At 46.5% G+C, this 23,282-nt stretch carries 21 protein-coding genes; 7 read left to right on the forward strand and 14 right to left on the reverse strand.

Features of this window, described 5'->3' with window-relative positions:
* Positions 1-6: 6 nt before the first annotated feature.
* The 7 genes from QUA40_RS06840 to QUA40_RS06870 form a co-directional block, all read right to left on the reverse strand.
* Complete coding sequence (locus tag QUA40_RS06840) at positions 7-609, reverse strand: Uma2 family endonuclease (protein WP_333123149.1); 603 nt, start codon at positions 607-609, stop codon at positions 7-9.
* 41 nt (positions 610-650) lie between these two features.
* Positions 651-1,445 carry an acyl-ACP--UDP-N-acetylglucosamine O-acyltransferase gene (gene lpxA, locus QUA40_RS06845; RefSeq protein WP_333123152.1) on the reverse strand — a complete coding sequence of 265 codons (795 nt, stop codon included), beginning with the start codon at positions 1,443-1,445 and terminating at the stop codon, positions 651-653.
* Between the two features lie 107 nt (positions 1,446-1,552).
* The gene (gene fabZ, locus QUA40_RS06850; protein WP_333123155.1) at positions 1,553-2,074 is read right to left on the reverse strand and encodes a 3-hydroxyacyl-ACP dehydratase FabZ; all 522 of its coding nucleotides are present in this window, start codon (positions 2,072-2,074) and stop codon (positions 1,553-1,555) included.
* Positions 2,075-2,162: 88 nt separating this feature from the next.
* Positions 2,163-3,011 carry a UDP-3-O-acyl-N-acetylglucosamine deacetylase gene (gene lpxC, locus QUA40_RS06855; protein WP_333123158.1) on the reverse strand — a complete coding sequence of 283 codons (849 nt, stop codon included), beginning with the start codon at positions 3,009-3,011 and terminating at the stop codon, positions 2,163-2,165.
* Between the two features lie 250 nt (positions 3,012-3,261).
* Positions 3,262-5,643, reverse strand: coding sequence for a BamA/TamA family outer membrane protein (locus QUA40_RS06860; RefSeq protein ID WP_333123161.1), 2,382 nt, complete (start codon positions 5,641-5,643; stop codon positions 3,262-3,264).
* Between the two features lie 190 nt (positions 5,644-5,833).
* Positions 5,834-6,562, reverse strand: coding sequence for a phosphoribosylaminoimidazolesuccinocarboxamide synthase (purC, locus tag QUA40_RS06865; protein WP_333123163.1), 729 nt, complete (start codon positions 6,560-6,562; stop codon positions 5,834-5,836).
* 5 nt (positions 6,563-6,567) lie between these two features.
* A complete protein-coding gene (locus tag QUA40_RS06870) occupies positions 6,568-6,804 on the reverse strand; it encodes a hypothetical protein (RefSeq protein WP_333123165.1) in 237 nt (78 codons plus the stop codon).
* Between the two features lie 18 nt (positions 6,805-6,822).
* Between QUA40_RS06870 and QUA40_RS06875 the strand changes: the two genes are divergently transcribed.
* The 6 genes from QUA40_RS06875 to QUA40_RS06900 all read left to right on the forward strand — a co-directional run bounded on the left by QUA40_RS06875 (position 6,823) and on the right by QUA40_RS06900 (position 15,436).
* On the forward strand, positions 6,823-7,254 hold the full coding sequence (locus QUA40_RS06875) for a response regulator (protein ID WP_333123168.1): 432 nt from the start codon (positions 6,823-6,825) through the stop codon (positions 7,252-7,254).
* Between the two features lie 121 nt (positions 7,255-7,375).
* Entirely contained in the window at positions 7,376-10,792 is a 3,417-nt protein-coding gene (locus tag QUA40_RS06880; protein WP_333123171.1) for a response regulator, read from the forward strand.
* Between the two features lie 206 nt (positions 10,793-10,998).
* A complete protein-coding gene (locus QUA40_RS06885; RefSeq protein WP_333123174.1) occupies positions 10,999-13,338 on the forward strand; it encodes a DNA phosphorothioation-associated putative methyltransferase in 2,340 nt (779 codons plus the stop codon).
* A 72-nt stretch (positions 13,339-13,410) separates the two neighbouring features.
* The gene (locus QUA40_RS06890) at positions 13,411-14,610 is read left to right on the forward strand and encodes a transglutaminase domain-containing protein (protein WP_333123178.1); all 1,200 of its coding nucleotides are present in this window, start codon (positions 13,411-13,413) and stop codon (positions 14,608-14,610) included.
* A gap of 246 nt (positions 14,611-14,856) precedes the next feature.
* Positions 14,857-15,153: a BrnT family toxin gene (locus QUA40_RS06895; RefSeq protein ID WP_333123181.1), complete on the forward strand. Its 297-nt coding sequence runs from the start codon at positions 14,857-14,859 to the stop codon at positions 15,151-15,153.
* Positions 15,143-15,436: a hypothetical protein gene (locus tag QUA40_RS06900; RefSeq protein ID WP_333123183.1), complete on the forward strand. Its 294-nt coding sequence runs from the start codon at positions 15,143-15,145 to the stop codon at positions 15,434-15,436. Before QUA40_RS06895 ends, QUA40_RS06900 begins: the two co-directional genes overlap by 11 nt.
* 330 nt (positions 15,437-15,766) lie before the next feature.
* On the opposite strand, the gene QUA40_RS06905 is transcribed toward QUA40_RS06900, so the two are convergent.
* The 3 genes from QUA40_RS06905 to QUA40_RS06915 form a co-directional block, all read right to left on the reverse strand.
* Positions 15,767-16,939: a TRC40/GET3/ArsA family transport-energizing ATPase gene (locus QUA40_RS06905; RefSeq protein WP_172188640.1), complete on the reverse strand. Its 1,173-nt coding sequence runs from the start codon at positions 16,937-16,939 to the stop codon at positions 15,767-15,769.
* Between the two features lie 7 nt (positions 16,940-16,946).
* Positions 16,947-17,087 (reverse strand): hypothetical protein, encoded by a 141-nt coding sequence (locus QUA40_RS06910; protein ID WP_333123186.1) that lies wholly within the window; start codon positions 17,085-17,087, stop codon positions 16,947-16,949.
* 152 nt (positions 17,088-17,239) lie between these two features.
* Positions 17,240-17,632 carry a DUF2358 domain-containing protein gene (locus QUA40_RS06915; protein WP_333123189.1) on the reverse strand — a complete coding sequence of 131 codons (393 nt, stop codon included), beginning with the start codon at positions 17,630-17,632 and terminating at the stop codon, positions 17,240-17,242.
* Positions 17,633-17,769: 137 nt separating this feature from the next.
* On the opposite strand from QUA40_RS06915, the gene QUA40_RS06920 reads away from it, so the two are divergent.
* On the forward strand, positions 17,770-18,384 hold the full coding sequence (locus tag QUA40_RS06920; protein WP_333123191.1) for a glutathione S-transferase N-terminal domain-containing protein: 615 nt from the start codon (positions 17,770-17,772) through the stop codon (positions 18,382-18,384).
* A gap of 77 nt (positions 18,385-18,461) precedes the next feature.
* Here the strand turns inward: QUA40_RS06920 and QUA40_RS06925 are convergent, their stop codons facing one another.
* From QUA40_RS06925 to QUA40_RS06940, 4 genes are all read right to left on the reverse strand, one after another.
* Positions 18,462-19,886 (reverse strand): NADP-dependent isocitrate dehydrogenase, encoded by a 1,425-nt coding sequence (locus QUA40_RS06925; protein WP_333123193.1) that lies wholly within the window; start codon positions 19,884-19,886, stop codon positions 18,462-18,464.
* Between the two features lie 430 nt (positions 19,887-20,316).
* Positions 20,317-20,931, reverse strand: coding sequence for a DedA family protein (locus tag QUA40_RS06930; protein WP_333123196.1), 615 nt, complete (start codon positions 20,929-20,931; stop codon positions 20,317-20,319).
* 200 nt (positions 20,932-21,131) lie between these two features.
* On the reverse strand, positions 21,132-22,409 hold the full coding sequence (gene ahcY / locus QUA40_RS06935; RefSeq protein ID WP_333123198.1) for an adenosylhomocysteinase: 1,278 nt from the start codon (positions 22,407-22,409) through the stop codon (positions 21,132-21,134).
* Positions 22,410-22,589: 180 nt separating this feature from the next.
* The gene (locus QUA40_RS06940; RefSeq protein ID WP_333123201.1) at positions 22,590-23,201 is read right to left on the reverse strand and encodes a VTT domain-containing protein; all 612 of its coding nucleotides are present in this window, start codon (positions 23,199-23,201) and stop codon (positions 22,590-22,592) included.
* Positions 23,202-23,282: the final 81 nt, after the last annotated feature.

Below are 23,282 nucleotides of genomic sequence, written 5' to 3' on the forward strand. Positions count from 1 at the left end.
ATGACATTAAACAGGTGAGATGTTTGCTAATAACTCGGTAACAGCATCATATTGATCGGGCATATTAGCACAGCGTAGCAGTAATTCTAAGTCCTGATCGGGAAGGAATTTACTCCCGGCCATCTCCTGATAATTTTCACCTGTTAAGTAATAGAGATATAACTGACTATTTTGCCAAAACCAGACTTCCCGAACGCCCAATCTTTTGTAGAATTCTAGAGTATTTATCCCGCCACTGGTAATTACCACTTCAATAGCAATATCTGGGACTGTTTTTGGCGTTCCTATACCATAGGAATCATCTGGCTCTTTTCTACCGCCTAATTCTCTGTTACCCAAAGTCGGCCCGCCCTTGCCGTAAAATCGAATCCCATTTGCTCTCATATATGCCTCTAGCAGCATACAGAGAGTTTTCTTGATTATTTCGTGTTCGGGCGAGACAGTCATAATTTGCAGTAGTCGATCGAGATAGAAAAATTTCACGCCTCTGAAATCTTTAAAAGCTGCTTCTATAGCTTCAAATTGCTCCCAACTAACATCTGAGAACGTAATGCAGCCATCTTGTTCTGTTTCAGGGGATGTAGATTGGACTGAAGTATATACATTCATAGATCGACAGTCGCTTAGTTCATAGGTTTATTCTACCTCATTTACTTTTTGCCAGGAATCAAACCGCGCCGCCCTTTGGTTATAGACTGCTGCAAAAATTTCTGCAGGTGCTGTAAGTTGGCGTTTTCTGGCCACAAATCCAACTGTTCCAAAGCTTGATTTAGAGTGTAGCCAGAATGGTATAGAATACGAAAAGTTTTCTTCAAAACTAGCAAATCTTCTGGGGTAAAACCGGCGCGCTCTAAGCCTATTTTGTTGATTGCTCGCACTCTCGAAGGATTCCCCTCGACTAGCATATAAGGAGGTACGTCTCGATCGATCCTGCTCAAGCCGCCCACCATAGACAAGCGGCCGATGTGGACAAACTGATGAACGCCCAAAACACCGCTCAATCGGGCTTGAGACTCGATTTTAACGTGTCCGGCTAAGGCTACAGCATTGGCGATAATTACTCGATCGGCGATCGCGCAATTGTGTCCCACATGAACATAAGCCATCAATAGATTATGATTGCCAATTGTCGTGGTTTCCCCCGCTCCAGTAGCGCGGTTAATTGTCACGTATTCCCGAATCTGATTGCTGTCGCCAATTTTCACCCTAGTTGGAGAACCCTCGTATTTCAAATCTTGAGGTTCCAAACCAATCGCCGCACCGGGAAAAATGTGATTGCGAGCGCCTATTTCTGTTAGCCCGTCAATAATTGCATGAGCGCCAATCTTAGTCTCCGGCCCGATTTTCACTCTTTCCCCAATTACAGCATAAGCGCCCACTTCTACAGTCGGGTGCAATTCGGCGCGGGGATGAATCACAGCAGTTGGGTGAATCAAAGTAAGCATTTTTCAGTTGTCAGTTGTCAGTTGGCTGTTGTCCGTTGTCTTTTGACTGTTGGCTGTTCTTAGTTATAAATTACCAATTACCAATTACCAGTTACCAATTACCCAATTTAATCTACCATCGAAAACATCAATTCTCCTTCACAAACTTTTTGTCCGTTTACTTCAGCCAGAGCCTGCATTTTTGCGAATCGACGGCGTTTTACCCACAGCAATTCTACAGTCATCAGCAACTGATCGCCCGGTACAACCTGACGACGGAACTTGACTTTATCAATCCCGGTAAACATCCACAATCCTTGTTCGATGTCGGGCAACTGAGCCAGAACAATACCGCCCACTTGAGCCATCGCTTCAACAATTAATACCCCAGGCATAATCGGTCGTCCGGGAAAATGCCCTTGAAAATGTGGTTCGTTGAAAGTCGCATTTTTAATTCCTACAGCCTTCTCGGACTGCACGTAATCAACAATTTTGTCAACCAGTGCAAAAGGATAGCGGTGAGGCAATAATTTCTGAATTTCTTCGACAGTAAAAGTAGATTGAACCGCTGGAGAATCTTCACCGTTTTCGGTGGAAACGGATTCAGGATTAGCAGTATTGAGGGTGTGAACTTCAGTCAGCGTAGACATTGCTTGAAGACTTTTGAGTGGGGTAGAAGCGCGAGGGATCGCGTCTTGGGTGTTAATTGTAACAGCGACTTGGGTCGAACCTTTGTTTCTAACTTGTCTCCTTCACGGCCCAAGCTTGGGATTTCAGGGCTAAGGCAAGTTGGACGTGGAGGTTGTGACTGGCTTTGTAAGCCAAGTAGTGAGCTTTTGGCCAAGTTCCCAGCAGACTGAGGTCGCCTACTAAGTCTAAGATTTTATGGCGCACTGGTTCGTTTGCAAATCTCAAAGGCGGGTTGAGCCAGCCGGATCGATCGCAAACTAGAGCGTTTTCTAGGGTACCACCTTTGATCAAACCAGCTTGTCGCAATTGGTCAACTTGGCGAGCAAGTCCAAAAGTGCGGGCTGGGGCGATCGCCGTCGCAAAACTTTCGGCCTCTGGCGACCAACTGTACCATTGATTGCCGATCGCCTGTTCCTCAAAATCAATTCCGTAACTAAACCGAGTTTCCGCTGAGGGTAAAGCCGCTGCAAAAGCATCGCCGTGACGCACCCAAATTGGCTGTTCTAGGACGCCGGAGGAAGTGCGCTTCGATTCTTGAGGGACTAAGCCGGTATGGGCGATCGCCTCTACCCAAACCTGAGCCGAACCGTCCAGCAGTGGTACTTCCGGCCCATCAACCTCAATTCGAGCATTATCCGCTCCCATCCCCGCCAAGGCGGCTAATAGATGCTCTACAGTGCGAATTTGAGCATCGATACCTGCCAGTTCAGTTGAAAGTGCAGTCTGACAAACCGCCTCAATTTTTGCAGGAATTATCGGAGCACCGGGCAGGTCTATTCTGACAAAATAGCGGCCTTCCCCAACCTCCGCAGGCAAAACTCGGACGCGAGTTTGTTCGCCACTGTGCAAACCGATTCCCGACAGTTCAAATTCAGATTTTAGGGTACGTTGAGTCATTAGTCATTAGTCATTTGTCATTTGTCCTCAGTCATTAGCCATTTGTCATTAGTCATTAGTCATTTGTCGCTAGTTAATGGTTGAGAATTACGCATTATCCATTACCCAGATGTGTCAACTTAATCCGAAAGACCGCCCTGGGTTTAAACCCAGGGCGGACTGAGGGTTTAACGCGCTTGTGGACACCTTACCCATTAGTCATTACTCCTAACTAATGACTAATGACTGCTGACTAATGACTCTTCGTTAATTAGAATCGCTCACCAATCCCAAAGTGAATTTGATTGTCCCCGGTGTCGTTGATACCGTAATCGATCCGGATCGGTCCTAAAGGAGATTGAATCCGCACGCCGAGGCCGTAGCCGTAACCGCTACCGGGCTTTTTGCGGATGCCGGCAGGGTCGCCGGGGACATCTTTGCCGGTGCCCAAGTCAGTGCCAGCATCCAAAAATAGCGCTCCGCCGAGAAACGAAATAATCGGGAAACGGTACTCAACGCTGGCTTCTAGGAAGCTGCGGCCGGCTCCCATGTCGCCTTCGTCGTATCCGCGCACCGAGTTGGCGCCGCCCAAGGCAAAGGCTTCGTAGGGAGGCAAATCTCCGAATACGGTGCCGCCTCTAAAACTGAATGCCAGGGTTTGAGGGCCGGGGGTAAAGTTAGTGTACTTGACTGGTAGGTAAAAGCTGTAGCTGGCCCGCAGGCGGTTTAACAGGATGCTGCCGGAACCTACAGGAATGGATTGTTCCACCCCAAACCTGAGCAGGGAACCGCTAGTGGGGCGGAGGGGGTCGTTGCGCCGATCGCGCACAACACCTGCTTGCAGTGTTGTCAAGTCATCCGAGCCGGAATTGCTAAAACTTAACAGGTTGCCGAGTTCGTCCTTGGATTCGCGCCTGCCTTTGCTATCGGTAATTGAGACACGCTGGTACTGCAAGCCGACTGAAGCTGTCCACTCAGAATCGGCAAAAAGATTGCGCGACAGGGGACGGGTGAAATTGATACCGCCACCGGTGCGGACGATGCGGGGTCGATCGTCGTTGGGCAATCTGACTTCCCGTTCGCCACCGTCAAAAATCACGCTGATCGATCGTCTTCTAAAAACATTAGCGGTGAAAGAAGTGCGGTAAGGGTCGCCCGCAATCCAGGGGTCGGTAAAACTCAGGTCAAACAGGGTTTGGCGTTCCCCGATTTGTACTTCAGCCCCCAATTTCTGGTTCCTACCTCTCAAGTTTTGCTGCTGGTAACTCAGCGTACCGAACAAACCCGTCGCCGAACTCAAACCCGCACCCGCCGCCAGAGAACCGGTATTTTTCTCAATGACGTTGACAATTACCCTTGCCTTGCGCGGGTCAGTCGTTCCCGGTTCCAAGGCAAGTCGCACGTCTTCAAAAATTCCCAAACCAAATACCCGTTTCAAATCTCTTTCCGCCTTGGTGCGGTTAAAGATTTCTCCGGGCTTGAGTTCTACTTCGCGGGTGATGACAAACTGACGGGTGTTGCCTCCGATCGGCTGACCAGTGGCATCTGTTGCCTCTCCCTCCTTGTTCAGGAAGCGGACATCAACGGATTCGATCTGGCCTTCTGCCACTACCAGGGTGACAGTGCCGTCGTCTGCTACTTGCGGGGCATCAGTGATTTGGCCCAAAACATAGCCCTTCTCTTGATACCAAGCATTAATTTTTTTCACTCCCTCTTCAAAGCGGCGGAGGTTGAGAATTTTGCCGTATTGATCGCGGAAGCTTTCGTCAATTACGCTTTGGGGCAGCACTTGCTGACCAGTGATTGTCACTCCGCGCAGCACCGGATTTGGCTGCACAATAAAAGTCACCCGGACGCCCAACGGGGTGTCTTCCGGTACTGCCCGCACGTTTCTGAAAAAGCCCGTGGCAAAAATGGCGTTGATGTCTTGTTGCAGTTGGCTGCGGTTGGTCGTGCGTCCCGGTTGGGTGCTGATGACTCGATAAATTTCGCTTTCCAAGTCTGCCGTCGCCCCGGTGACGGTAACTTCTGCAACTAGCACTTGCGGTTCTGCCGCCCCGGCGGGTGCGGGGCTTTGCCTGGGCTGCGGTGCTGGGCCCGGGGGCAATGGGGGAACGGTGTTGGCGGGCGGTCTGGTCGGGGCCGGCCTGGGTGGAACTTGGGCGTTTTGAGCGCTCGCCCCGGATTCATCTGGTTTCCCTAGCTCTGCTGCGATCCAGGCGGGCGTTACCGCCGATTCCTCGGGGGGGAGCGGGCTGCCCAGTTGCGTCTCTGGCAGGGCGTTTTGGCTGCTAGAGACAGGGGAGGGGTTGGATGCTAGCTCGGGTTTTAGTTGAAGGATCGAAGGCGAAACCGGGGAGGGCGTGTCTGTGAATCGGTCTGGGGGGTCGCGGTCGCTTCCTCCTCTGGCAGGGGCCACAGCTATTGTTAGGGCTTCCCCTTTGCTGGTTTTAGCGGCTTTGCGGTTTTGAGGAGGATTTTGGGTTAATTCTGGAATGGGGCGATCGGGTAATTCGATCGACGGGGCGGGCGGAACGGCAGCCAAAGCTTCCTCTGCTGATTCAGAGTAGGATGTTTGGCCGCTTGCAGAATTTGATAACCCGAATGTTGCTGAGGCAGTAAAAACTGCCACCAATACAGCAGATAAACGCATTTTTGTTCACTTTTTTGGGCAATCCACACACCACATTAGTCATTAGTCATTATTCATTAGTCATAGTCATTAGTTATTAAGTCGGTTGAATCTCGCGCTGACCGCTAATTGATGACTGTTGACCGCTGATTGCTGACATCAAAGGCACAAGGGTGACAAACTGTGCAATTCTAGCGCATTACCAAGGCCTCTAGACTTTCTGAGCGAGAACGCGTTGGAGAACTTGCTGGTAAGCGGTTTCTACCGATCCTAAGTCGCGACGGAATCGGTCTTTGTCCATCACACGGGCGTCGGGGTCGGTTTCTGTGTTGTCCCAGAGGCGGCACGTGTCGGGACTGATTTCGTCGGCGAGGATCAGATTTTGATGTTGGTCGATACCGAATTCTAGTTTGAAGTCTACTAGGGTGATGCCGCACTCGGTGAAGAATTCTTTGAGTATTTCGTTAATTTCGCGGGCGGCGATTTCTAGTTGGTCTACTTGTTCGGGGGTGGCTAGCTGCATTAACTGGAGTCGGCCGCGGGTCAGCAGCGGGTCTCCCAAATCGTCGTTTTTGTAATAAAATTCCACGAGCGGCGGATTGACAATTGTGCCTAGGGCGAGTCCTGTTTGCTTGCACAGACTGCCGGCGGCAATGTTTCTGACTACGACTTCCAAGGGCAAGATTTGGACGCGACAGACTCGCATTTGGTTGGGGGCCGGCGTGTCGATGAAGTGGGTGGGAATGCCTTTGGCTTCTAGCATCCGAAACAGGTGGGCGGATACGGCGCAGTTGATTTCGCCTTTGCCGACGATGCTGCCGCGTTTCTGGGCGTTAAAGGCTGTGGCGTCGTCTTTGAAGTGGGTCAGCAAAATTTCGCTGTCTTCGGTGGAGTAGAGGATTTTGGCTTTGCCTTCGTAGAGTTTGCGATCGGCTGGCATGGCGATTAATAATAAGGTAGATGAGTTTTAGATTTTACAGTAGCTCGATCGGGCGTTCTTGGCGAGTTTTTGGATTTCGGCGGCGCCCCGGAGAGGATGAGGGGCGAGTACACCTGTAGGTAGATACCTTCATCGGCCCCGGCATAAATGATTCTTGACAAAGGACAATAGAGATTAAACCTGTTGGGTTCGCGATCCGTGCTGGCTAAACCTCGCAAACGAAACGGGCGCTTAAAAAACATCTATAAAATGGCTGATTTATGCAAGACAAAAAAATTCATATCCTCTTGGTTGAAGATGATGAGGTTGATGTGATGAACGTCCGGCGAGCGTTCAAAAAAAATAACATCGTTAACCCCCTCTACATGGCTGCCAACGGATTAGAAGCTCTGTCTATATTGCGCGGAGAAGGGAAAATCGAGCCTGCAATGCCTCAAGCGCGCCGGTTAATTCTGCTGGACTTGAATATGCCAAGAATGAACGGGATCGAGTTTTTGCGAGAATTGCGACTCGATGAATGTTTGAGGTCGATTCCGGTGATCGTCCTCACAACTTCTAATGAAGATAGAGATAAAGTAGAAGCTTATAATTTGAATGTAGCGGGCTATATTCTTAAACCTGTCACTTTTTCTAACTTCGTGGAAGTTATGGCTACTCTCAACAGATATTGGATGCTGAGCGAAATTCCCTAAATAAGACAAAATTTAACAGGAAAAGTTTCAAGGTGGCTTTGGTGATTTTTTAGCGGTGCATTTATTCTAATTACTTTTTGTATGCCGCAGCTTTTTCGGAGTAATCCACAATTCTGTTGTTATGGACAAACTTATCAAAATTCTGATTGTTGATGACGATGCGGTCGATCGGATGGCGGTCCAACGCTCGCTCAAGTCGGCTGGCGTTTCGGCAGAAGTGACTGAAGCAGAAGACTGCGCCGATACCCTAGCCAAACTCTCGGTTAGCAAAAATTCTACCCAGATAGCCACGAAACTATCCAAACAAAATAAATCTCAACATTTAAGCGAGGTTGACGAGACAGAAAATCGGCTGCTATTAAATCAGATATTTGAGTGCGAATTTGACTGCGTATTCCTCGACTACGGATTGCCGGACGGAGACGGACTGAGTTTGGTAAAAAATCTACGGGAAGCTGGGCTAAAAGTTCCCTTAATTGTGCTCACCGGTCAAGGGGACGAACAAATTGCTGTGGAATTAATGAAGGCTGGAGCTTCTGATTATATCGCTAAAAGCAAGCTTTCTCCAGAGAGTTTGTCCCGCAGTTTGTACAATGCCATGCGCGTTTACCGCGCCGAATATCAGGCGTTTCATACCAGTCAAAAACTTAAGGAAAGCGAGGAACGATACAGGTTAGTTTTAGAGGGAGTGAACGACGGAATTTGGGATTGGGATTTAAGTAAAAATGAGGTTTATTGGAACGATCGCCTTTTGGAAATTCTCGGTTTGTCGCGAAAGCAATTTGGCAGGACGATGGACGCTCTATACAACCGCCTGCACCCCGATGACAAGGAGGGAATCGTCGGGGCGATCGCCGCTCACTTGGAACAAGAAATAGACTATAATGTAGAATTTCGGTTGCTGCACTCGAATGGCCTTTACCGCTACTGCACTTCTCAGGGAAAAGCTCAGCGCAATTCCCAAGGAAAACCGCTGCGAATGGCCGGCATGATTAGCGACATTACTGAGCGGAAACAGGCAGAATATGCTTTGGAAAGAGAACGGCAGCAACTAAAACAAATTATTACCTGCGTGCCCGTAGCAATGGCGATGTTCGATACGGAAATGCGCTATTTAGCTAACTCTCACAAATGGCTGACTCAATTTAATTTGGAGTGGCAGTCCCTAAATAATCTCAGCCATTATGAATTGTTTCCAGATACGCCGAATCGCTGGAAAGTAATGTATCAAGAAGCGCTCAAAGGCAAGGTAGTTTCTGTGAGCGAAGATGCCTGGGAACGAGCAGACGGCTCTGTTCTGTACCTGCGGTGGGCTGCTCACCCTTGGTACGATCCCGACGAGAAAGTCGGGGGAATTGTGATGGTTGCCGACAAGATTAATGAGTTGGTGGAAGCGCGGGAAACTGCCTTAGAAGCCAGCCGGGTGAAGTCGCAATTCTTGGCGAACATGAGTCACGAAATTCGCACTCCGATGAATGGGGTTTTGGCAATGGCTCAATTGCTGCTGCGCGCTCCTCTGGAACAGAAACAGCGGGACTGTGCTCAGACTATTTACCGCAGTGCTGAACATTTGCTGAATGTTATTAATGATATCCTCGATTTTTCTAAGATTGAAGCTGGAGAAATGCGGCTGGAAAAGGCTAATTTTGATTTGGATAGCTGCGTTGAGTCAGTGATAGAAATCATAGCACATTTGGCCGAAGAAAAAGGTATTGAATTGAATATTGTAGTTGACAGCTCAGTGCCAAGGAAGTTGATGGGGGACGCGGGCAGATTAAAGCAAGTGTTGCTAAATTTGACGGGGAATGCCATAAAATTTACCGATCGCGGTCAAGTTCTAGTTCACGTAACTGTGAAACAGGGCAACCGAATGGGAGACGGTAGACAAGAAGCAAGATTGCTATTTTCGGTGCGGGATACTGGCATTGGAATTTCTGCCCAAGGGCAAATAAAGCTGTTCCAATCTTTTTCTCAGGTAGACGATTCTCCTACTAGGCCTTACGGCGGAACGGGTTTGGGTTTGGCTATTTGCAAGCAGTTAGTGGAGATGATGGGAGGCGAGATTGGAGTTCGCAGTTTGCTAGGCAGCGGTTCAACTTTTTGGTTTACTGTACCTTTGGAAAAACAGTTGCAAGTTGAGCCTCATGATCCCGAACTTGCGGGCAAGAAACTGTTAGTAGTCTCTGGAAGCGCTTTGAGAAGGGCAGCAGTGCGATCGCTCGCTCAAAGTTGGGGTGCCCGCTGCGACGAGGCAGAAACTGCTGCTGAGGCTTTGAGTTGGTTGAACAAGGCCCAGGGGGGGATTTCTCAGAATTCGGGAGAGGGGGGAAAAAGCTGGGATGTGGTGCTTGCGGACTTGCAAATGCCGGAGTTGGATGCGGAGGAATTTGCTAGGAAAGTGCGATCGACCTCGGCAGTTTGCTCGTTAATCGCCATGACTGCTTTGCGGGAACAGCCGAAGGCTGAAGCGCTTTGCAGTCGAGGTTTTAACGGGTATTTGATCGAGCCGGTGCGGCCGAGCCGCCTGCTTGAGGCTGTGCTGGCGCCGCTTAAGGGAACGAGAGAGTTTGGGAGCTTGGAGGCTGCTAATATTTGCAAGTTGCCCGCAGTTAATTCTCAATATGTTAATCCCAATTTGCCGTCATCGTTGAGAATTTTGCTGGCGGAAGACCACCCGATCAATCAACAAGTTATTGTCGAACAGTTGGCAGTTTTAGGCTATCACGCTGACTGCGTGGTCAACGGTCAAGAAGCCCTGGATTTGCTGGCGAAAAAAAGCTATGATTTAGTGCTGATGGACTGTCAAATGCCCGTACTTGACGGTTACAAAACGGCGCAAAAGTTGAGGGAAATCGAAGGAAGCGATCGGCATACTTTTGTGATGGCTTTAACTGCTCATGCTCTGCCGGGGGAACGAGAAAAGTGTCTGGCTGCGGGAATGGACGATTATCTCAGCAAACCTGTAGATTTAGATGCTTTGGCGGCGGCGCTGAAAAAGTATGAAGCCCGAAATGTTCAGTTTGAAAATAAGTATGGAGTTAAAAGTATTAATTCCGAAAATCAATCTCAATTAGTAACAAATTATACAGAAGTTTTGGATAAAGCGCAGGTTGTGGCTGTGCCGGCACCAAGGGCGATCGCACTTCAAACTTGGGAACATAGAGACTACGACGGACTGTTCGACAAGAGCAGATTGGAGCAACTCGGACGAGTTAATATTAAATTGCCAGAGCGACTTTTGCAAGCTTTTGTGGCAGACGCCCAAGCTGATATGGCTGCTGCCAAAATAGCTGTAGAAGCTAAAGATTGGCAAGCTGTGGAATATCAAGCCCACCGTCTCAAAGGAACTTCGGCGAATGTGGGAGTTGCTCTGATGTCGGATTTGGCCGCACAATTGGAGCATCACGCACGAGGCTTTCAATCTAAACCATCAGAGGTGGAATTGTTAAATATTGAGAGGGTTGACAACATATTAGTGAGTTTGTCGAGTCATTTAGCCCGGGTTCAAGAATTTGTGGAAACTAGAATGTTTGGTTAATATCTTACTCGCTGGTAGTCGAGATTAGTCGGCGATTAAAATCGCCATTACAAAAACGAAGTCCCTCTCTAAGAGACTAAGAAATAAAGGGGTACGGTACGGAGTGTGCATCCTACATAGAGAAATTTTAGGAAAATTTTGTTTGTTTCTTCACTCCCTGTCCTCTGCGTTCTCTGCGGTTAATTAAAAAAATAATTAATTTAGCTATGAATTACGATACCAGTAAAAACACTATTTTAGATAGCGATTCATTAGAAAATGATGAAAAACTGCTAACGCCTTTGATAATTTATGCTCGGGAAGTTTTATTGTATGAAAACGAGGCTATCTCTGAGCAAGATTCTGTAAATGCTGTGCCGTACCCGCTCGCTGAAATTACTAATTTATGTGTTGACAATCTCCTAGCAAAAGTGGCTCGCTGCTGTCGGGAAAGCAAGGTTGGGAAAAAATTACCTACGGCTTTTTACGTTCATGTTTCGGCTTTGCAAGCACTCAACCCAGTCCTCGGAATCTACGAAAATTGTGCCAGACGCACTCTCGAAAATATTGATGAAGCAACTTTAGTTAAATTTTCACTCAATCAACCTAAAATATCTTATCTTTTTTACCCTGATTTCGATACAGATGCTCACCCTGCTTTGCAAACCAGCATCCAAATTAATCTGGAAACAGGGGAAGTTAAATATTTCGATTACAGCAACAGCGAAAATCCCCCGGTTTTGCACCGCAAGGAAACTTTTGTAGCTGCGGATTATCCCAATTACGAAAAGTTTGCTAGACTCACTCGCTGCGAGGAAAAGTGGGGACTGCTTGACAATACTAGCGTTATCGGCACTCGCGAGGGTTGGCTCAAATATTTGGGATATTGCGGTGTGGAAATTCAAGATCATGCTGTTGTCGAGCGTTTGAAACAGGAGAATAGTGAGCTATCAAGTCCTAAGATCGAGCGGCACAAAGCTGCGATGGTACGCCACTCGCTTTCTAAACCTTTGCGTATGGTTTTAGAAGCGGATTTAGCGAGCGACGGGGCGAGTTTTTTTGATTACGGTTGCGGTTACGGCGGGGATGTTAAATATATTGCTGAAGAAGGTTATGCTGTTTCGGGTTGGGACCCATACTATCAGCCGGATACTCCGCGAATTAGTGCTGATATTGTGAATATTGGTTACGTGATTAATGTGATTGAATCTTTGGCGGAACGCCGAGAATCTTTGCTGAATGCTTGGGGATTGACTAAAAAATTATTAGTTGTAGCGGCTCAGGTTTTGATTGACGATCGCCAACAAGGTCAAATTGCTTACGGGGATGGGGTGATTACTTCTCGGAATACTTTTCAGAAGTATTACGAACAGGAAGAGTTGAAGGTTTATATCGACCAAGTTTTGAGTGTTGACGCAATTCCTGTAGCTTTGGGGATTTATTTTGTGTTTCGGGATGCTGCGGAGGGTGAAAGTTTTCGTGCTTCTCGGTTTCGATCGCACTTATCGACTCCCAGAGTGCGATCGCAAGTTAAGCGGTTTGAGGATTATGCGGAAATGTTGGCTCCTTTGATGGCTTTTGTGAGCGATCGGGGCCGCCTTCCTGTTAAAGGCGAATTAGCTGAAGAATCGGTAATTAAGGGGGAATTCCACAGTTTTAATCGCGCTTGGAGGGTGATTTTGCAAGCAACGGATGCGGATGATTGGGAGAAAATCGCCGACAAGCGCCGCCAGGATTTGCTGGTGTATCTCGCCCTCAACGGTTTGGGCGATCGGCCTTCAATCCGCCGACTCCCGGCTCAAATCCGCAACGACATCAAAGGTTTGTTTGACAATTATCAAAAAGCTTGCACTTTGGCAGATTTAATGCTATACAGTCTGAGCAAACCTGATATTGTGGCTGACTGCTGCGAAGATAGTGCGATCGGCTACAAACAGCATGGTTCCCTTTCAGTTCACGTCTCTGCATTAGAAGAACTAGACCCTTTGCTCAGGCTCTACGAAGGCTGCGCCAACCGCACAATAGGCAGGCTTGACGGCGCGACAATCATCAAATTTTACGCTCGCAAACCTCAGATTTCCTATTTATTTTATCCCGATTTTGACACTAACCCGCATCCAGCCCTTCACACTTCTATGCACATAGATTTGCGCGACCTTTCTGTGAGCTATCAAGACTATTCGGATTTGTACAACCCGCCAATTTTAGTTAGAAAAGAAGCTTTTGTTACTGCTAGTTATCCCCATTACGAAAAGTTTACGAAACTCACCCGCCAAGAAGAAAAGTTAGGAATCATCGATCGTGGCGCAGTTAAAAAGCATCGGGAATGGGTTAAGTGTTTGGAGGAAAATTGCGTTAAAATTAAGGATCATAAGTTGTTTTGGCGATCGAATGCTGACCCAGAAAAGTTGAAAATGCTGCAAAAAGCAGCGTCGGAACGTCAGCATAAAAAAATTGAGGTTAATGCAGGAAAGATTGGACCAACCGCAGAGGGCACAGAGGATGGAAAAAAGGTTCAGAGTGAAGTAGTAGAGGGTGATAATCTTACGATTGAGACCTTGAATTAGAGCCGGGCGAGATGCTATATTGAATTGAGGTTCACAGAGCAATTTGCTTTTATTCTTAACTACGGTGTTTTTATGCCTCCAGATTTTGAAAGTGATTTTGTCAAAGCAGCTCGCAATTTGAAGCAAAAGAACAGAAAGGCTTTAGAGCAAAGAATCGGAAAATTGTTTCTAATTTTTGCTATACTGTTAGTAGCAATAATTCTTCAAGCGAATCCGTCTTTATTCACTCATTCATCTAATTCATCTCAGGATTTCATCACTCGCTTAAAATATAATCCCATTCCACCTTCATTAACTTCGCCTTGGGCATGGAAAAATCATGAAACAATTCACCCAATAGTTACCAGCCTGACACCTGATATTGAAAAAAGTATTAAATCTGTTGCTGATTATATTGCTCAACAAGAATCCGATCCCTACTTACTAATTAAAGCATTACATGACTACGTTATTAGCCGACTTACTTACGATTTGAATGTACTTAAAACAGGAATACGACCTGCTCAAGATGCTCAAACAGTTTTTTCAACTCGGAAAGCAGTCTGCGAAGGTTATGCTAATCTCTTCATGGCGTTAGGGCGAGAAATCGGCGTAGAAGTTGTTTTTATTGGAGGAAAAATTCGTCGAGACTTGGTTCCTGTAGATTTAATTCCCATGACGATCAGGCTATTGAACTCTAATTATGATTGGACACTTCATGCTTGGAACGCAGTGAAGGTTGCAGACAATTGGCAATTAGTTGATACGACCTGGGATGACAGCGATTCTGCCTACAGTGCAGACTATCTCATGCCTCCTCCTGAAGTGATGATTACAAGTCATTTCCCTGAGCAATCAGATTGGCAGTTGTTACATAGCCCTAAAAACCAGGATTCCTTTGAGAAGCAGCTAATTTTAACACCTGAATTCTTTATACACAAGTTGCAAATAATTTCGCCAATGGAGTATCCAACAGATGTTCCAAGAAAAGCTTTAATTGAGGTCAAAAAACCTCTAACATACCAAAAGGAAATTGTAGCTTTCTTTGCTGAAAGGAAGAAATTCGGATTTTCTGTTTGGAGTTTGCCAGATAGTAATCCTTTTACAGCGGAGAACCGAGCAAATGTAAAGATATGCCAGAGTCAGTATAATGAAGGAGAAATAACCAAAATCTCCTGTCAATTCCCAGACAGAGGGGATTATCAAGTCATCCTCTTCAGTTTTGAACAGGGAAATGACAACGTTAGAAAAAAGATTAGTCCCATTGTTCAACTTAGATTTAATGTTCTTTGAGTCAATACTCCGGACAGTTTTAAAATAGGGAAGCGATGCCTACGGCAAGCTTCGCTAACGCAGCACAGCACAGCTAGAAAAAGTCGTTAAGGCAAGGTATCAGCACCGCACTCACGAGCAAATCGAATCCTGCTTTGGGCAGGCGCAGCGTTTTGAATTGTTCACGGGGCACAAGAGCGATCGCAACATTCGTTTTTGTGAATAACGTATTGACATTGTAAATACATTTTACCTATACTAGGGAGCATGAATGTATACTTCGTGCTCAATGGCATTACCTTCGTATGGGACGAGGGAAAAGCGCGGATCAATCCCACAAACCATGATGGAGTTACTTTTCAACAAGCTGCTGAATCCTTCTTTGACCCATTTCTAGTGGTCATTGATGCCAGCCGCAATCAGGAAGCGCGTGATACTGTGATTGGGCTAGATAGTCGGTGGAATCTACTGTATGTGGTTCACATTGAGCGTGAAGAGAATGTCATTCGGATTATTTCAGCACGTAAAGCAACTCGTCAGGAGAGGGCAGAGTATGAAAGTTGAAGCATTAAAGCAGCGATTAAACCGCAACCGTCCAATGACTAGCGTGACGATTCGTATGCCCGAAGATGTTGTGGAAGATTTAAAAAAAGTTGCACCATTGTTGGGTTTTTCGGGTTATCAGCCATTAATTCGTGCTTATATCGGTCAAGGTTTGCGCGTTGATTTAGAACGATTTGAGAGCGAGACAGTAACTGCCTTAGTAGCAAGTTTGAAGCGTCGAGGTGTCAGCGATGCAGTTATTGATGAGGCATTAAACGAAGTCCTTCGTGCTGAGTCCTGTTAATTGTGTCTAGCCAGCAGCATTTCATATCAAATCCGTTGACATCGGAATTATTCATCTCTCTCTTCTGCAGACTCTGCGCCCTCTGCGGTTAAATCATTCCGGTACAATAGGAATTGATACCATTACAAAAGTCACTGTCTCATAAACGCAGACCCAACCATCCTACTTTTGACGAAGCAGTTCGCCTCGGACAAGAATGGCGTAAGTCTGCTGAATAGCTCAATACCTGCACGCGGGCCAAAAACCCGGTTTCTGCGTGAATATCTCAAGGGATAATCCACGATTTTTCCTAGAAACCGGGTTTTTTAGGTTGATAGTGCGTAAGTCTTGTTAAGCAAACTTAATCTTCAAATAATCATCCTCCATCTTCGCCCCCGAAGGTTGCAGCGCCGCTAAAGCTTGCGGCAACACCAAATTACGGCGGTGATTCCCAATCCGAACATTCAACTCATCTCCCGTTTTGCTCAACTGGATCTGATCCTTAGCAATTCCGGGCAAATACAGTTCAAGACTATATTGATTGTTTTCCTGCACGATCTTAATCGTATTTTCTTTGTAATAAACTTGACTTGGGTCTTCGTCTTTGTAAAGCGTTTCTTTCAACCGTTCCAAAGCGGCCAAACCGCACATTTCTTCAGAATAAAGTGGCACCTCCTTAACTGGCAGCGGCATGAAATCTGAGTGAATTTCCTGACGGTACTGTTCCTGGCTTTCTTTCCACCGTTTAAAAAATGGGTCGGTTACTTCGGCGGGAATAATCCGGTTAGCTACTACTAAATCAGTGGCTACATTGTACAAACTCAAATAGGCATGAGCGCGCAGAGACTCTTTAATTACCATTTTTTCGGGATTGGTAACTAACCTTACCGAAGTCACAGTATTGTCAGTTAAAACCTTTTCCAAAGCTTCGATTTGTTCGTAAAATTCGTAAGGTGCATCCATCACCTCTTTGTCTGGTAAAGAAAAACCCGCAATTGGTCTAAAAATAGGTTCAACTAAAGGTCTAAGGGCGGCTGATATGCCTTGCAGCGGCTTGTAAAATTTTCTCATATACCAGCCGCCAACTTCCGGCAAACTTAGCAGTCTCAATGCTGTGCCCGTCGGAGCAGAATCGATAATTAAAACATCAAATTCGCCTTCGTCGTAATGCCGCTTCATTCGCACTAAACCGAAGATTTCATCCATTCCTGGCAAGATGGCTAATTCTTCAGCTTGCACCCCTTCGAGCCCCTGCGCTCGCAACACTTGAGTAATGTAGCGCTTAACGGCTCCCCAATTGCCTTCTAATTCCCTGAGAGCGTCTAATTCTGCTCCCCACAAATTCGGTTTCACCAGCCGCGAATCGTGCCCGAGTTCCATGTCGAAGCTGTCGGCTAAGGAGTGAGCGGGATCTGTGCTCAGCACTAAGGTTTTGTATCCCAATTCAGCACACCGCAGCCCAGTCGCAGCGGCTACGGAGGTTTTGCCGACGCCGCCTTTTCCCGTCATTAATATTAAGCGCATTGATTGTTTAGCTCGCCTGAAAATTCTTTACTTCTTTATTGTAACGTTCTGTAACAGAGATTAATTTAGTGGGGGAATTAATTGGGGCGATCGCCCACCGCTGAACACAGCGCATTTCCTGTAACTCACGAAATTGCTGCAATGTCAAGCTCAGTTAAAATTATTTATTTCACATATCAATTGCGGCGCATAAAAATCCATCAGCGTTCATCTGTGTTGATCTGCTAATATCTGCGGTTAAAAAAGGGATCTCGCTCTTGAAAAACTATTTTTTATTGCTAAAAAACCTAAGAACAATTGTCAAACATTAGTTTTCAGGGGAAATACAAGTTGTTTGAGCACATCCAGCCTCGAACAGTTCCAGTAATCGATGTGAGAAACAATTAAATCATCACTGTTGAGTTTAAGTTCGCTCCTACCGGCGATCGCCATTTTCGGTTGCCAAGGTAGCGGTGCGATCCAGCTCAGCGTCCAGCGAGTTTCTATAGTATCTTCCGACTGGGAAATCCCGTGCAAATCGAGATTTATATCCTGAAAAAAAGTCCCCATAAACCCGATCATTTTGCGGTAGCGCTCGATTCCTGTAAATCGATTCACTGGGTCTTCAAAATAAACATCTTTGGCGTAAATGTTGTAAGTCTGATTATCGGGAAATCTTTGATAATCGTCTTTGAGAATTTCAATAATGTCCATTTCGAGCTATCGTTATTCTTATATTATTAGAATATAAGAATAACACAAGAAAGCAAAAATCCGCAATTCTCGTCCAAATTGTGATAATATATCGGGTTATTTCCTGCCTTGCCAACTTTCAACTTAACATCACAACTATGATTGACCTCTACACTTTTACCACACCGAACGGCCGCAAAGTCTCGATCATGCTCGAAGAAATAGGTTTACCCTACAACGTGCACGTCATCGACATCACAAAAAACGACCAATTTAGCCCAGAGTTCATCGCCATCAACCCCAACAGCAAAATTCCGGCGATAGTTGATCGAGATAACGGCATCACAGTCTTCGAGTCAGGTGCCATCCTGATCTATCTAGCCGAAAAAGTAGGCAGATTTCTGCCCACCGACAAACAAAAATACTTTCAAGTTATGGAGTGGCTGATGTTTCAAATGGCCAGCGTCGGCCCGATGTTTGGTCAGCTCAACCACTTCAAACGCTTTGCACCCGAACAAATTCCCTATGCCATTGGGCGCTACGAAAAAGAAACCTTGCGGCTCTACGGAGTATTAGACACTCAACTAGCAAAATACGAATACATCTGCGGCGACTATTCCATCGCCGACATGGCTACCTATCCCTGGGTTGCTATTTACGAATTTCAAGGATTAACCCTCGACAACCATCCCCATCTCAGACGTTGGGTAGAAACCATGCAGAAGCGTCCCGCCGTTGAGCGCGGCATGGCTGTTCCCGAACTGCAAAAATAGCAACTTTTTAACCGCAGACAGACAAAGATATTACCAATCTTATCGGCGTTTATCTGCGGTTAAAAAATCTTTAAAACCTAATCAGCAAAGTGATTAATAATGGCCTCAGCAAACTCCGAACACTTCAACTCACGCACCGGCGGCTCCATCAACCTCGCCAAATCATAAGTAACTTCACCGTTAGAAATTGCCGCTCCCAAACCCTTCTTAATCAAATCTGCGGCTTCCTGCCATCCCATGTATTCTAACATCATCACCCCGGACAAAATCAAGGAGCCCGGATTGACTTTATCTAAACCGGCGTGTTTCGGTGCAGTGCCGTGAGTTGCCTCAAAAACTGCACATTCATCACCAATATTCGCGCCGGGGCCCATGCCCAATCCGCCGACAATTGCTGCCGCCGCATCGGACAAATAATCCCCGTTCAAATTCATGGTCGCCAAAATCGAATATTCGCCCGGTCGAGTTTGAATTTGTTGGAAAATACTGTCAGCAATTCGGTCGTTGACCATAATTTTTTCTTTCCACTGGCCGCTGCCGTGACTGTCCCAAATTGCAAACAGAACGTCGGCGACTTCTTGACGAATTTTGGCTTGTTTTTCGGGCGTCAAAGCATCGTATCCCGGATCTATTTGACGGGCATTGTCTTCTAAGGTAATGTCAGGATTTTTTTCTTTGTTGCCGAGAATCCAAGACTCTCTTTCAGTCACGCACTGAGCGCGAAATTCGGTGGTTGCTAATTCGTAACCCCAATCTCGGAAAGCTCCTTCGGTGTATTTCATGATGTTGCCTTTGTGCACCAAAGTTACTTGCTGCTTTTCTTTTGGCAAGCGCAAAGCGTGGGTAATGGCGCGCCGTACTAAACGTTGAGAACCGCTTTTGCTAATTGGTTTAATTCCTATTCCAGAATCGAGGCGAATTTGTTTTTTGCCGTGTTCTGGTGTGGCTGGAATTAACTCATTATTGAGATATTCAATCAATTTTTTGCCGATTTCGCTGCCTTTGGGCCATTCAATTCCCAGGTAAATATCTTCTGTATTTTCCCGGTAAATAATTACGTCTAGCAGTTCAGGAGTTTTGTGCAGCGATGGGGTTCCATCATAATATTTGCAGGGCCGCACGCAGGCGTAAAGGTCAAAGATTTGCCGCAAAGCTACGTTGAGCGATCGAATGCCACCCCCGATTGGGGTTGTCAGTGGCCCTTTGATGGCGACTCCGTATTCTTTGATGGCGTCTAAGGAATCCTGCGGCAAATATTGGTAAGTACCGTAGACATCGCAAGCTTCGTCGCCTACATAAATCTTAAACCAGTTAATTTTCCGCTTGCCGCCGTAAGCTTTTTCTACCGCAGCATCCATGACTTTCTGGGATGCCGGCCACAAGTCCACACCAGTACCGTCGCCGCGAATGAAGGGAATAATCGGGTCATTGGGGACGATCGGCGAACCATCTTTGAAAGTAATTTTAGAACCAGTTGTCGGGGCTACAATCTTTTCGTACATATCTTAACAGCGCGGATAGCAATGTTCCCTATTTTGCCACGATTATCTGCCTAAACCTCAACCAATCCTAAATATTTGTATAAATTTAAGTTTGATTTTTCGGAGCTCGGCTGCCGGTCACTGTGACTTTTGGGCCATCGTAAATTTAAAAGTAACTTTAAAAAAGTAGCAAAGATAGCAGAAGTTTCTATCAAATATGAAGCTCTCTCTTTCAGCGCTAATGTTGGGAATATGCTGGAAGTGAGTCAGTGGATTTGAGATTTGAGATCTACTCCACTGATTCATCTGGGACCTTGAACTAGGGTCTAAAACTTGGGGTCGCTCACGACTCCTGTAGGAAACTTGTATTCGTTTTTGGGCTGGGTCAAAATGGTGATTCTCGCCACAGATGAACGCGAATCAACGCAGATTATTTTCACAAAATTTGCATTTATTTGCGATATTTTTCCTTCTGCATATTCTTTTTGATAACCCACAAAATAAACCAAATAACAATAATCACCACAACTATTTTGGAAACCGGATCCAGATACTCATCTACAAGTCCATAATTTTCCCCGAGTTTATATCCGGCAAAAGTCAGGAAACTCACCCACAAAAGAGTGCCGCCTGTTGAGTAAAGTAAAAAAGGAATTAAAGGCATATTGTTGATGCCAGCGGGCAGGGAAATCAGGGTACGAACTCCCGGTACGAGGCGACACAAAAACACGGCTTTGTTGCCGTGTCTGTTAAACCATCTATTTGCTTTGTCAATATCGGCACCCGATACTGCGATCCACTTGCCGTATTTGTCGGCTAAATTCCTCAAGCGTTCTTCGCTCAATAATTTACCGGCATAGTACCAGGGAAGCGCGCCAAGAACTGTACCGATTACTCCTGCTGCGATCGCCGGTGAAAACTCCATTCCGCCCTTGAATACCGTGAATCCTGCCAGCGGCATAATCAATTCTGAGGGTATGGGCGGGAAAAGATTTTCTAAAAACATCAACAGCCCAATTCCGAGATAGCCCATCGACTGCATTGTGTGAGTTATCCATTCAACCATTTTGATTCAATAGGTAATGTGTACTTTGTATTTTTCTCGTTTTTGCTCGTTCCCCCGCAGAGCCGGGCAAGGCATATCTAGAGGCTCTGTCTGGACTCCAAATACAGCAGGCAGAGCCTCCTTGTATTCATTCCCAGGCAGAACCCGGGAACGATAAACGAGAATATTCCCCGACCGATCCCGGGAATGATAAACGATGATTAAGTACCCGAAGTCCAAGAGTTTGTGTACTCAATTTGTTCGGCAGTCAAGGTATCAATGTGAATACCCATTGCTTCCAATTTGAGACGGGCAATTTCTTTGTCAACTTCCACGGGGATTGAGTGAATACCAGGCTCTAGTTTGCCTTTGTTCGTAACCAGATATTCGCAGGCTAAAGCTTGGTTAGCAAAGCTCATATCCATCACGGCGCTGGGGTGTCCTTCGGCTGCTGCCAAGTTGATCAAACGACCTTCGCCCAACACAATAACCGACTTGCCATTATTGAGGTGATATTCTTGAGTGAAAGACCGGACTGTTTTCACGTCGGTGCTTTTTGCGCCGAGGGATTTGAGGTCAATTTCAATGTCGAAGTGACCGGAATTGCAAACAATTGCGCCGTCTTTCATTGTCTCGAAATGTTCGGCACGAATGACGTGTTTGTTGCCGGTAACCGTAATGAATATATCTCCGACTGTTGCTGCTTCGTCCATCGGCATCACGCGGAAACCGTCCATCACTGCTTCGATCGCCCGAATCGGATCGATTTCGGTGACAATTACATTAGCACCCATACCACGGGCGCGCAGTGCCGTGCCTTTGCCACACCAACCGTAACCTGCAACCACAATATTTTTACCGGCTAACAAAATATTGGTAGCGCGGATAATGCCGTCTAGGGTAGATTGACCGGTGCCATAACGGTTGTCGAAGAAGTGCTTGGTGTCGGCGTCGTTGACGTTCATTGCTGGGAAAGTCAGCACACCGTCTTTCAACATTGCTCGCAGGCGCACGATGCCTGTGGTAGTTTCTTCCGTAGTTCCAATTAAGTCGGAAATTTGGTTCGGGCGGTGCTGGATCAGGGCCGCTACCACGTCGCTGCCGTCGTCGATGATAATATGGGGGCGGTGGTCTAGGGCTGTGTAGACGTGACGTTCGTAGGTAGCTGCGTCTTCTCCTTTGAGGGCGAAGACGGAAATGCCGTAGTCTTCAACTAAGCAAGCCGCTACGTCATCTTGAGTGCTCAAGGGGTTGCTGGCGATCAGTACGGCGTCGCCACCGCCGAGTTTGATGGCGATTGCCAAATGAGCGGTTTCTGTCGTTACGTGGCAGCAAGCAGCCAAGCGAATGCCAGCGAAAGGCTTTTCTTTAGCGAAGCGTTCTTGAATTTGCCGCAAAACGGGCATTTCCCGGCCGGCCCACTCGATGCGTTGCTTTCCCAAGGGGGCGAGGGACAAGTCTTTGACTTCGTGTTTAATCTTGACGGATGTAGCAACCATGTATGTTATTTCTCAGAAATCATCAAACTTTGTTAGTTTTAGCAGATTAAGCCATCGGCAGGCAAGTGCTGTGATTTTACTTGATCGGGGATCCTCCCGGTGCTAATCTTAAATTTGGATTGTGTTCGACTAGATGGAGTAACCCGCACTGCTAGACTCAAAAAATCCTCTCTAGCCGACTCAATCTTTTTTATGAGCGCGGCGTTCTTGAATTATATGAATAATCGAAGGCACAAAAGAAAGTACAATTATTGCGCCTACAATCGGCAGTAAATATTCATCTACTTTATCCGGCGGAATCATCTTTCCCAAATAATAACCAAGCAGCGTTAGCCCCACCGTCCACAAAAACCCGCCGATCAGGTTGTAAAACATAAAAGTTTTGTATTTCATTGCCGCCACTCCCGCCACTATCGGGGCAAAAGTGCGGACAATTGGCATAAATCTCGCCAATACAACTGCTTTTTGACCGTGTTTTTCGTAGAAGTTTTCTGTTTTTTCTAAATATTCTTTCTTAAACAGCCACGAATCTTCCTTGTTAAATAAGCGACGGCCCCAACGGTGTCCGCTTGCATAGCCAACATTATCGCCAGCCACCGCGCAGACAAAACACCCAAAAATTAGCGTCCAAATATTCATAGAGTTTGGCCCCGACGCCACAATTCCCACAGCAAACAGCAAACTGTCTCCCGGCAGAAAAAAACCGAACAGCAATCCGGATTCTGCGAACACAATAGCCCAAACCCCCAAATAGCCAAAGGTTTTAATCAGTTGCTGCAAATCAAAATTCATCGGCTCTTCAGAACTTATGGTGATAACTTTATCTAATAAAAGATAGACTCGTGCATAAGACTAGAAGCTGAAACTCATATA

Source organism: Microcoleus sp. Pol11C3, assembly GCF_036701485.1.
Taxonomy (GTDB): domain Bacteria; phylum Cyanobacteriota; class Cyanobacteriia; order Cyanobacteriales; family Microcoleaceae; genus Microcoleus.

What these genes read in the sequence shown, in the direction of transcription:
- QUA40_RS06925 (WP_333123193.1), bottom strand. Translation starts at nt 19,886, where the DNA reads ATGTACGAAAAGATTGTAGCCCCGACAACTGGTTCTAAAATTACTTTC.
- lpxC (WP_333123158.1), bottom strand. Translation starts at nt 3,011, where the DNA reads ATGACTCAACGTACCCTAAAATCTGAATTTGAACTGTCGGGAATCGGT.
- QUA40_RS06940 (WP_333123201.1), bottom strand. Translation starts at nt 23,201, where the DNA reads ATGAATTTTGATTTGCAGCAACTGATTAAAACCTTTGGCTATTTGGGG.
- QUA40_RS06875 (WP_333123168.1), top strand. Translation starts at nt 6,823, where the DNA reads ATGCAAGACAAAAAAATTCATATCCTCTTGGTTGAAGATGATGAGGTT.
- QUA40_RS06890 (WP_333123178.1), top strand. Translation starts at nt 13,411, where the DNA reads ATGCCTCCAGATTTTGAAAGTGATTTTGTCAAAGCAGCTCGCAATTTG.
- QUA40_RS06860 (WP_333123161.1), bottom strand. Translation starts at nt 5,643, where the DNA reads ATGCGTTTATCTGCTGTATTGGTGGCAGTTTTTACTGCCTCAGCAACA.
- QUA40_RS06885 (WP_333123174.1), top strand. Translation starts at nt 10,999, where the DNA reads ATGAATTACGATACCAGTAAAAACACTATTTTAGATAGCGATTCATTA.
- QUA40_RS06930 (WP_333123196.1), bottom strand. Translation starts at nt 20,931, where the DNA reads ATGGTTGAATGGATAACTCACACAATGCAGTCGATGGGCTATCTCGGA.
- QUA40_RS06870 (WP_333123165.1), bottom strand. Translation starts at nt 6,804, where the DNA reads ATGTTTTTTAAGCGCCCGTTTCGTTTGCGAGGTTTAGCCAGCACGGAT.
- QUA40_RS06920 (WP_333123191.1), top strand. Translation starts at nt 17,770, where the DNA reads ATGATTGACCTCTACACTTTTACCACACCGAACGGCCGCAAAGTCTCG.
- QUA40_RS06905 (WP_172188640.1), bottom strand. Translation starts at nt 16,939, where the DNA reads ATGCGCTTAATATTAATGACGGGAAAAGGCGGCGTCGGCAAAACCTCC.
- QUA40_RS06840 (WP_333123149.1), bottom strand. Translation starts at nt 609, where the DNA reads ATGAATGTATATACTTCAGTCCAATCTACATCCCCTGAAACAGAACAA.
- ahcY (WP_333123198.1), bottom strand. Translation starts at nt 22,409, where the DNA reads ATGGTTGCTACATCCGTCAAGATTAAACACGAAGTCAAAGACTTGTCC.
- QUA40_RS06895 (WP_333123181.1), top strand. Translation starts at nt 14,857, where the DNA reads ATGAATGTATACTTCGTGCTCAATGGCATTACCTTCGTATGGGACGAG.
- lpxA (WP_333123152.1), bottom strand. Translation starts at nt 1,445, where the DNA reads ATGCTTACTTTGATTCACCCAACTGCTGTGATTCATCCCCGCGCCGAA.
- QUA40_RS06880 (WP_333123171.1), top strand. Translation starts at nt 7,376, where the DNA reads ATGGACAAACTTATCAAAATTCTGATTGTTGATGACGATGCGGTCGAT.
- purC (WP_333123163.1), bottom strand. Translation starts at nt 6,562, where the DNA reads ATGCCAGCCGATCGCAAACTCTACGAAGGCAAAGCCAAAATCCTCTAC.
- QUA40_RS06900 (WP_333123183.1), top strand. Translation starts at nt 15,143, where the DNA reads ATGAAAGTTGAAGCATTAAAGCAGCGATTAAACCGCAACCGTCCAATG.
- fabZ (WP_333123155.1), bottom strand. Translation starts at nt 2,074, where the DNA reads ATGTCTACGCTGACTGAAGTTCACACCCTCAATACTGCTAATCCTGAA.
- QUA40_RS06915 (WP_333123189.1), bottom strand. Translation starts at nt 17,632, where the DNA reads ATGGACATTATTGAAATTCTCAAAGACGATTATCAAAGATTTCCCGAT.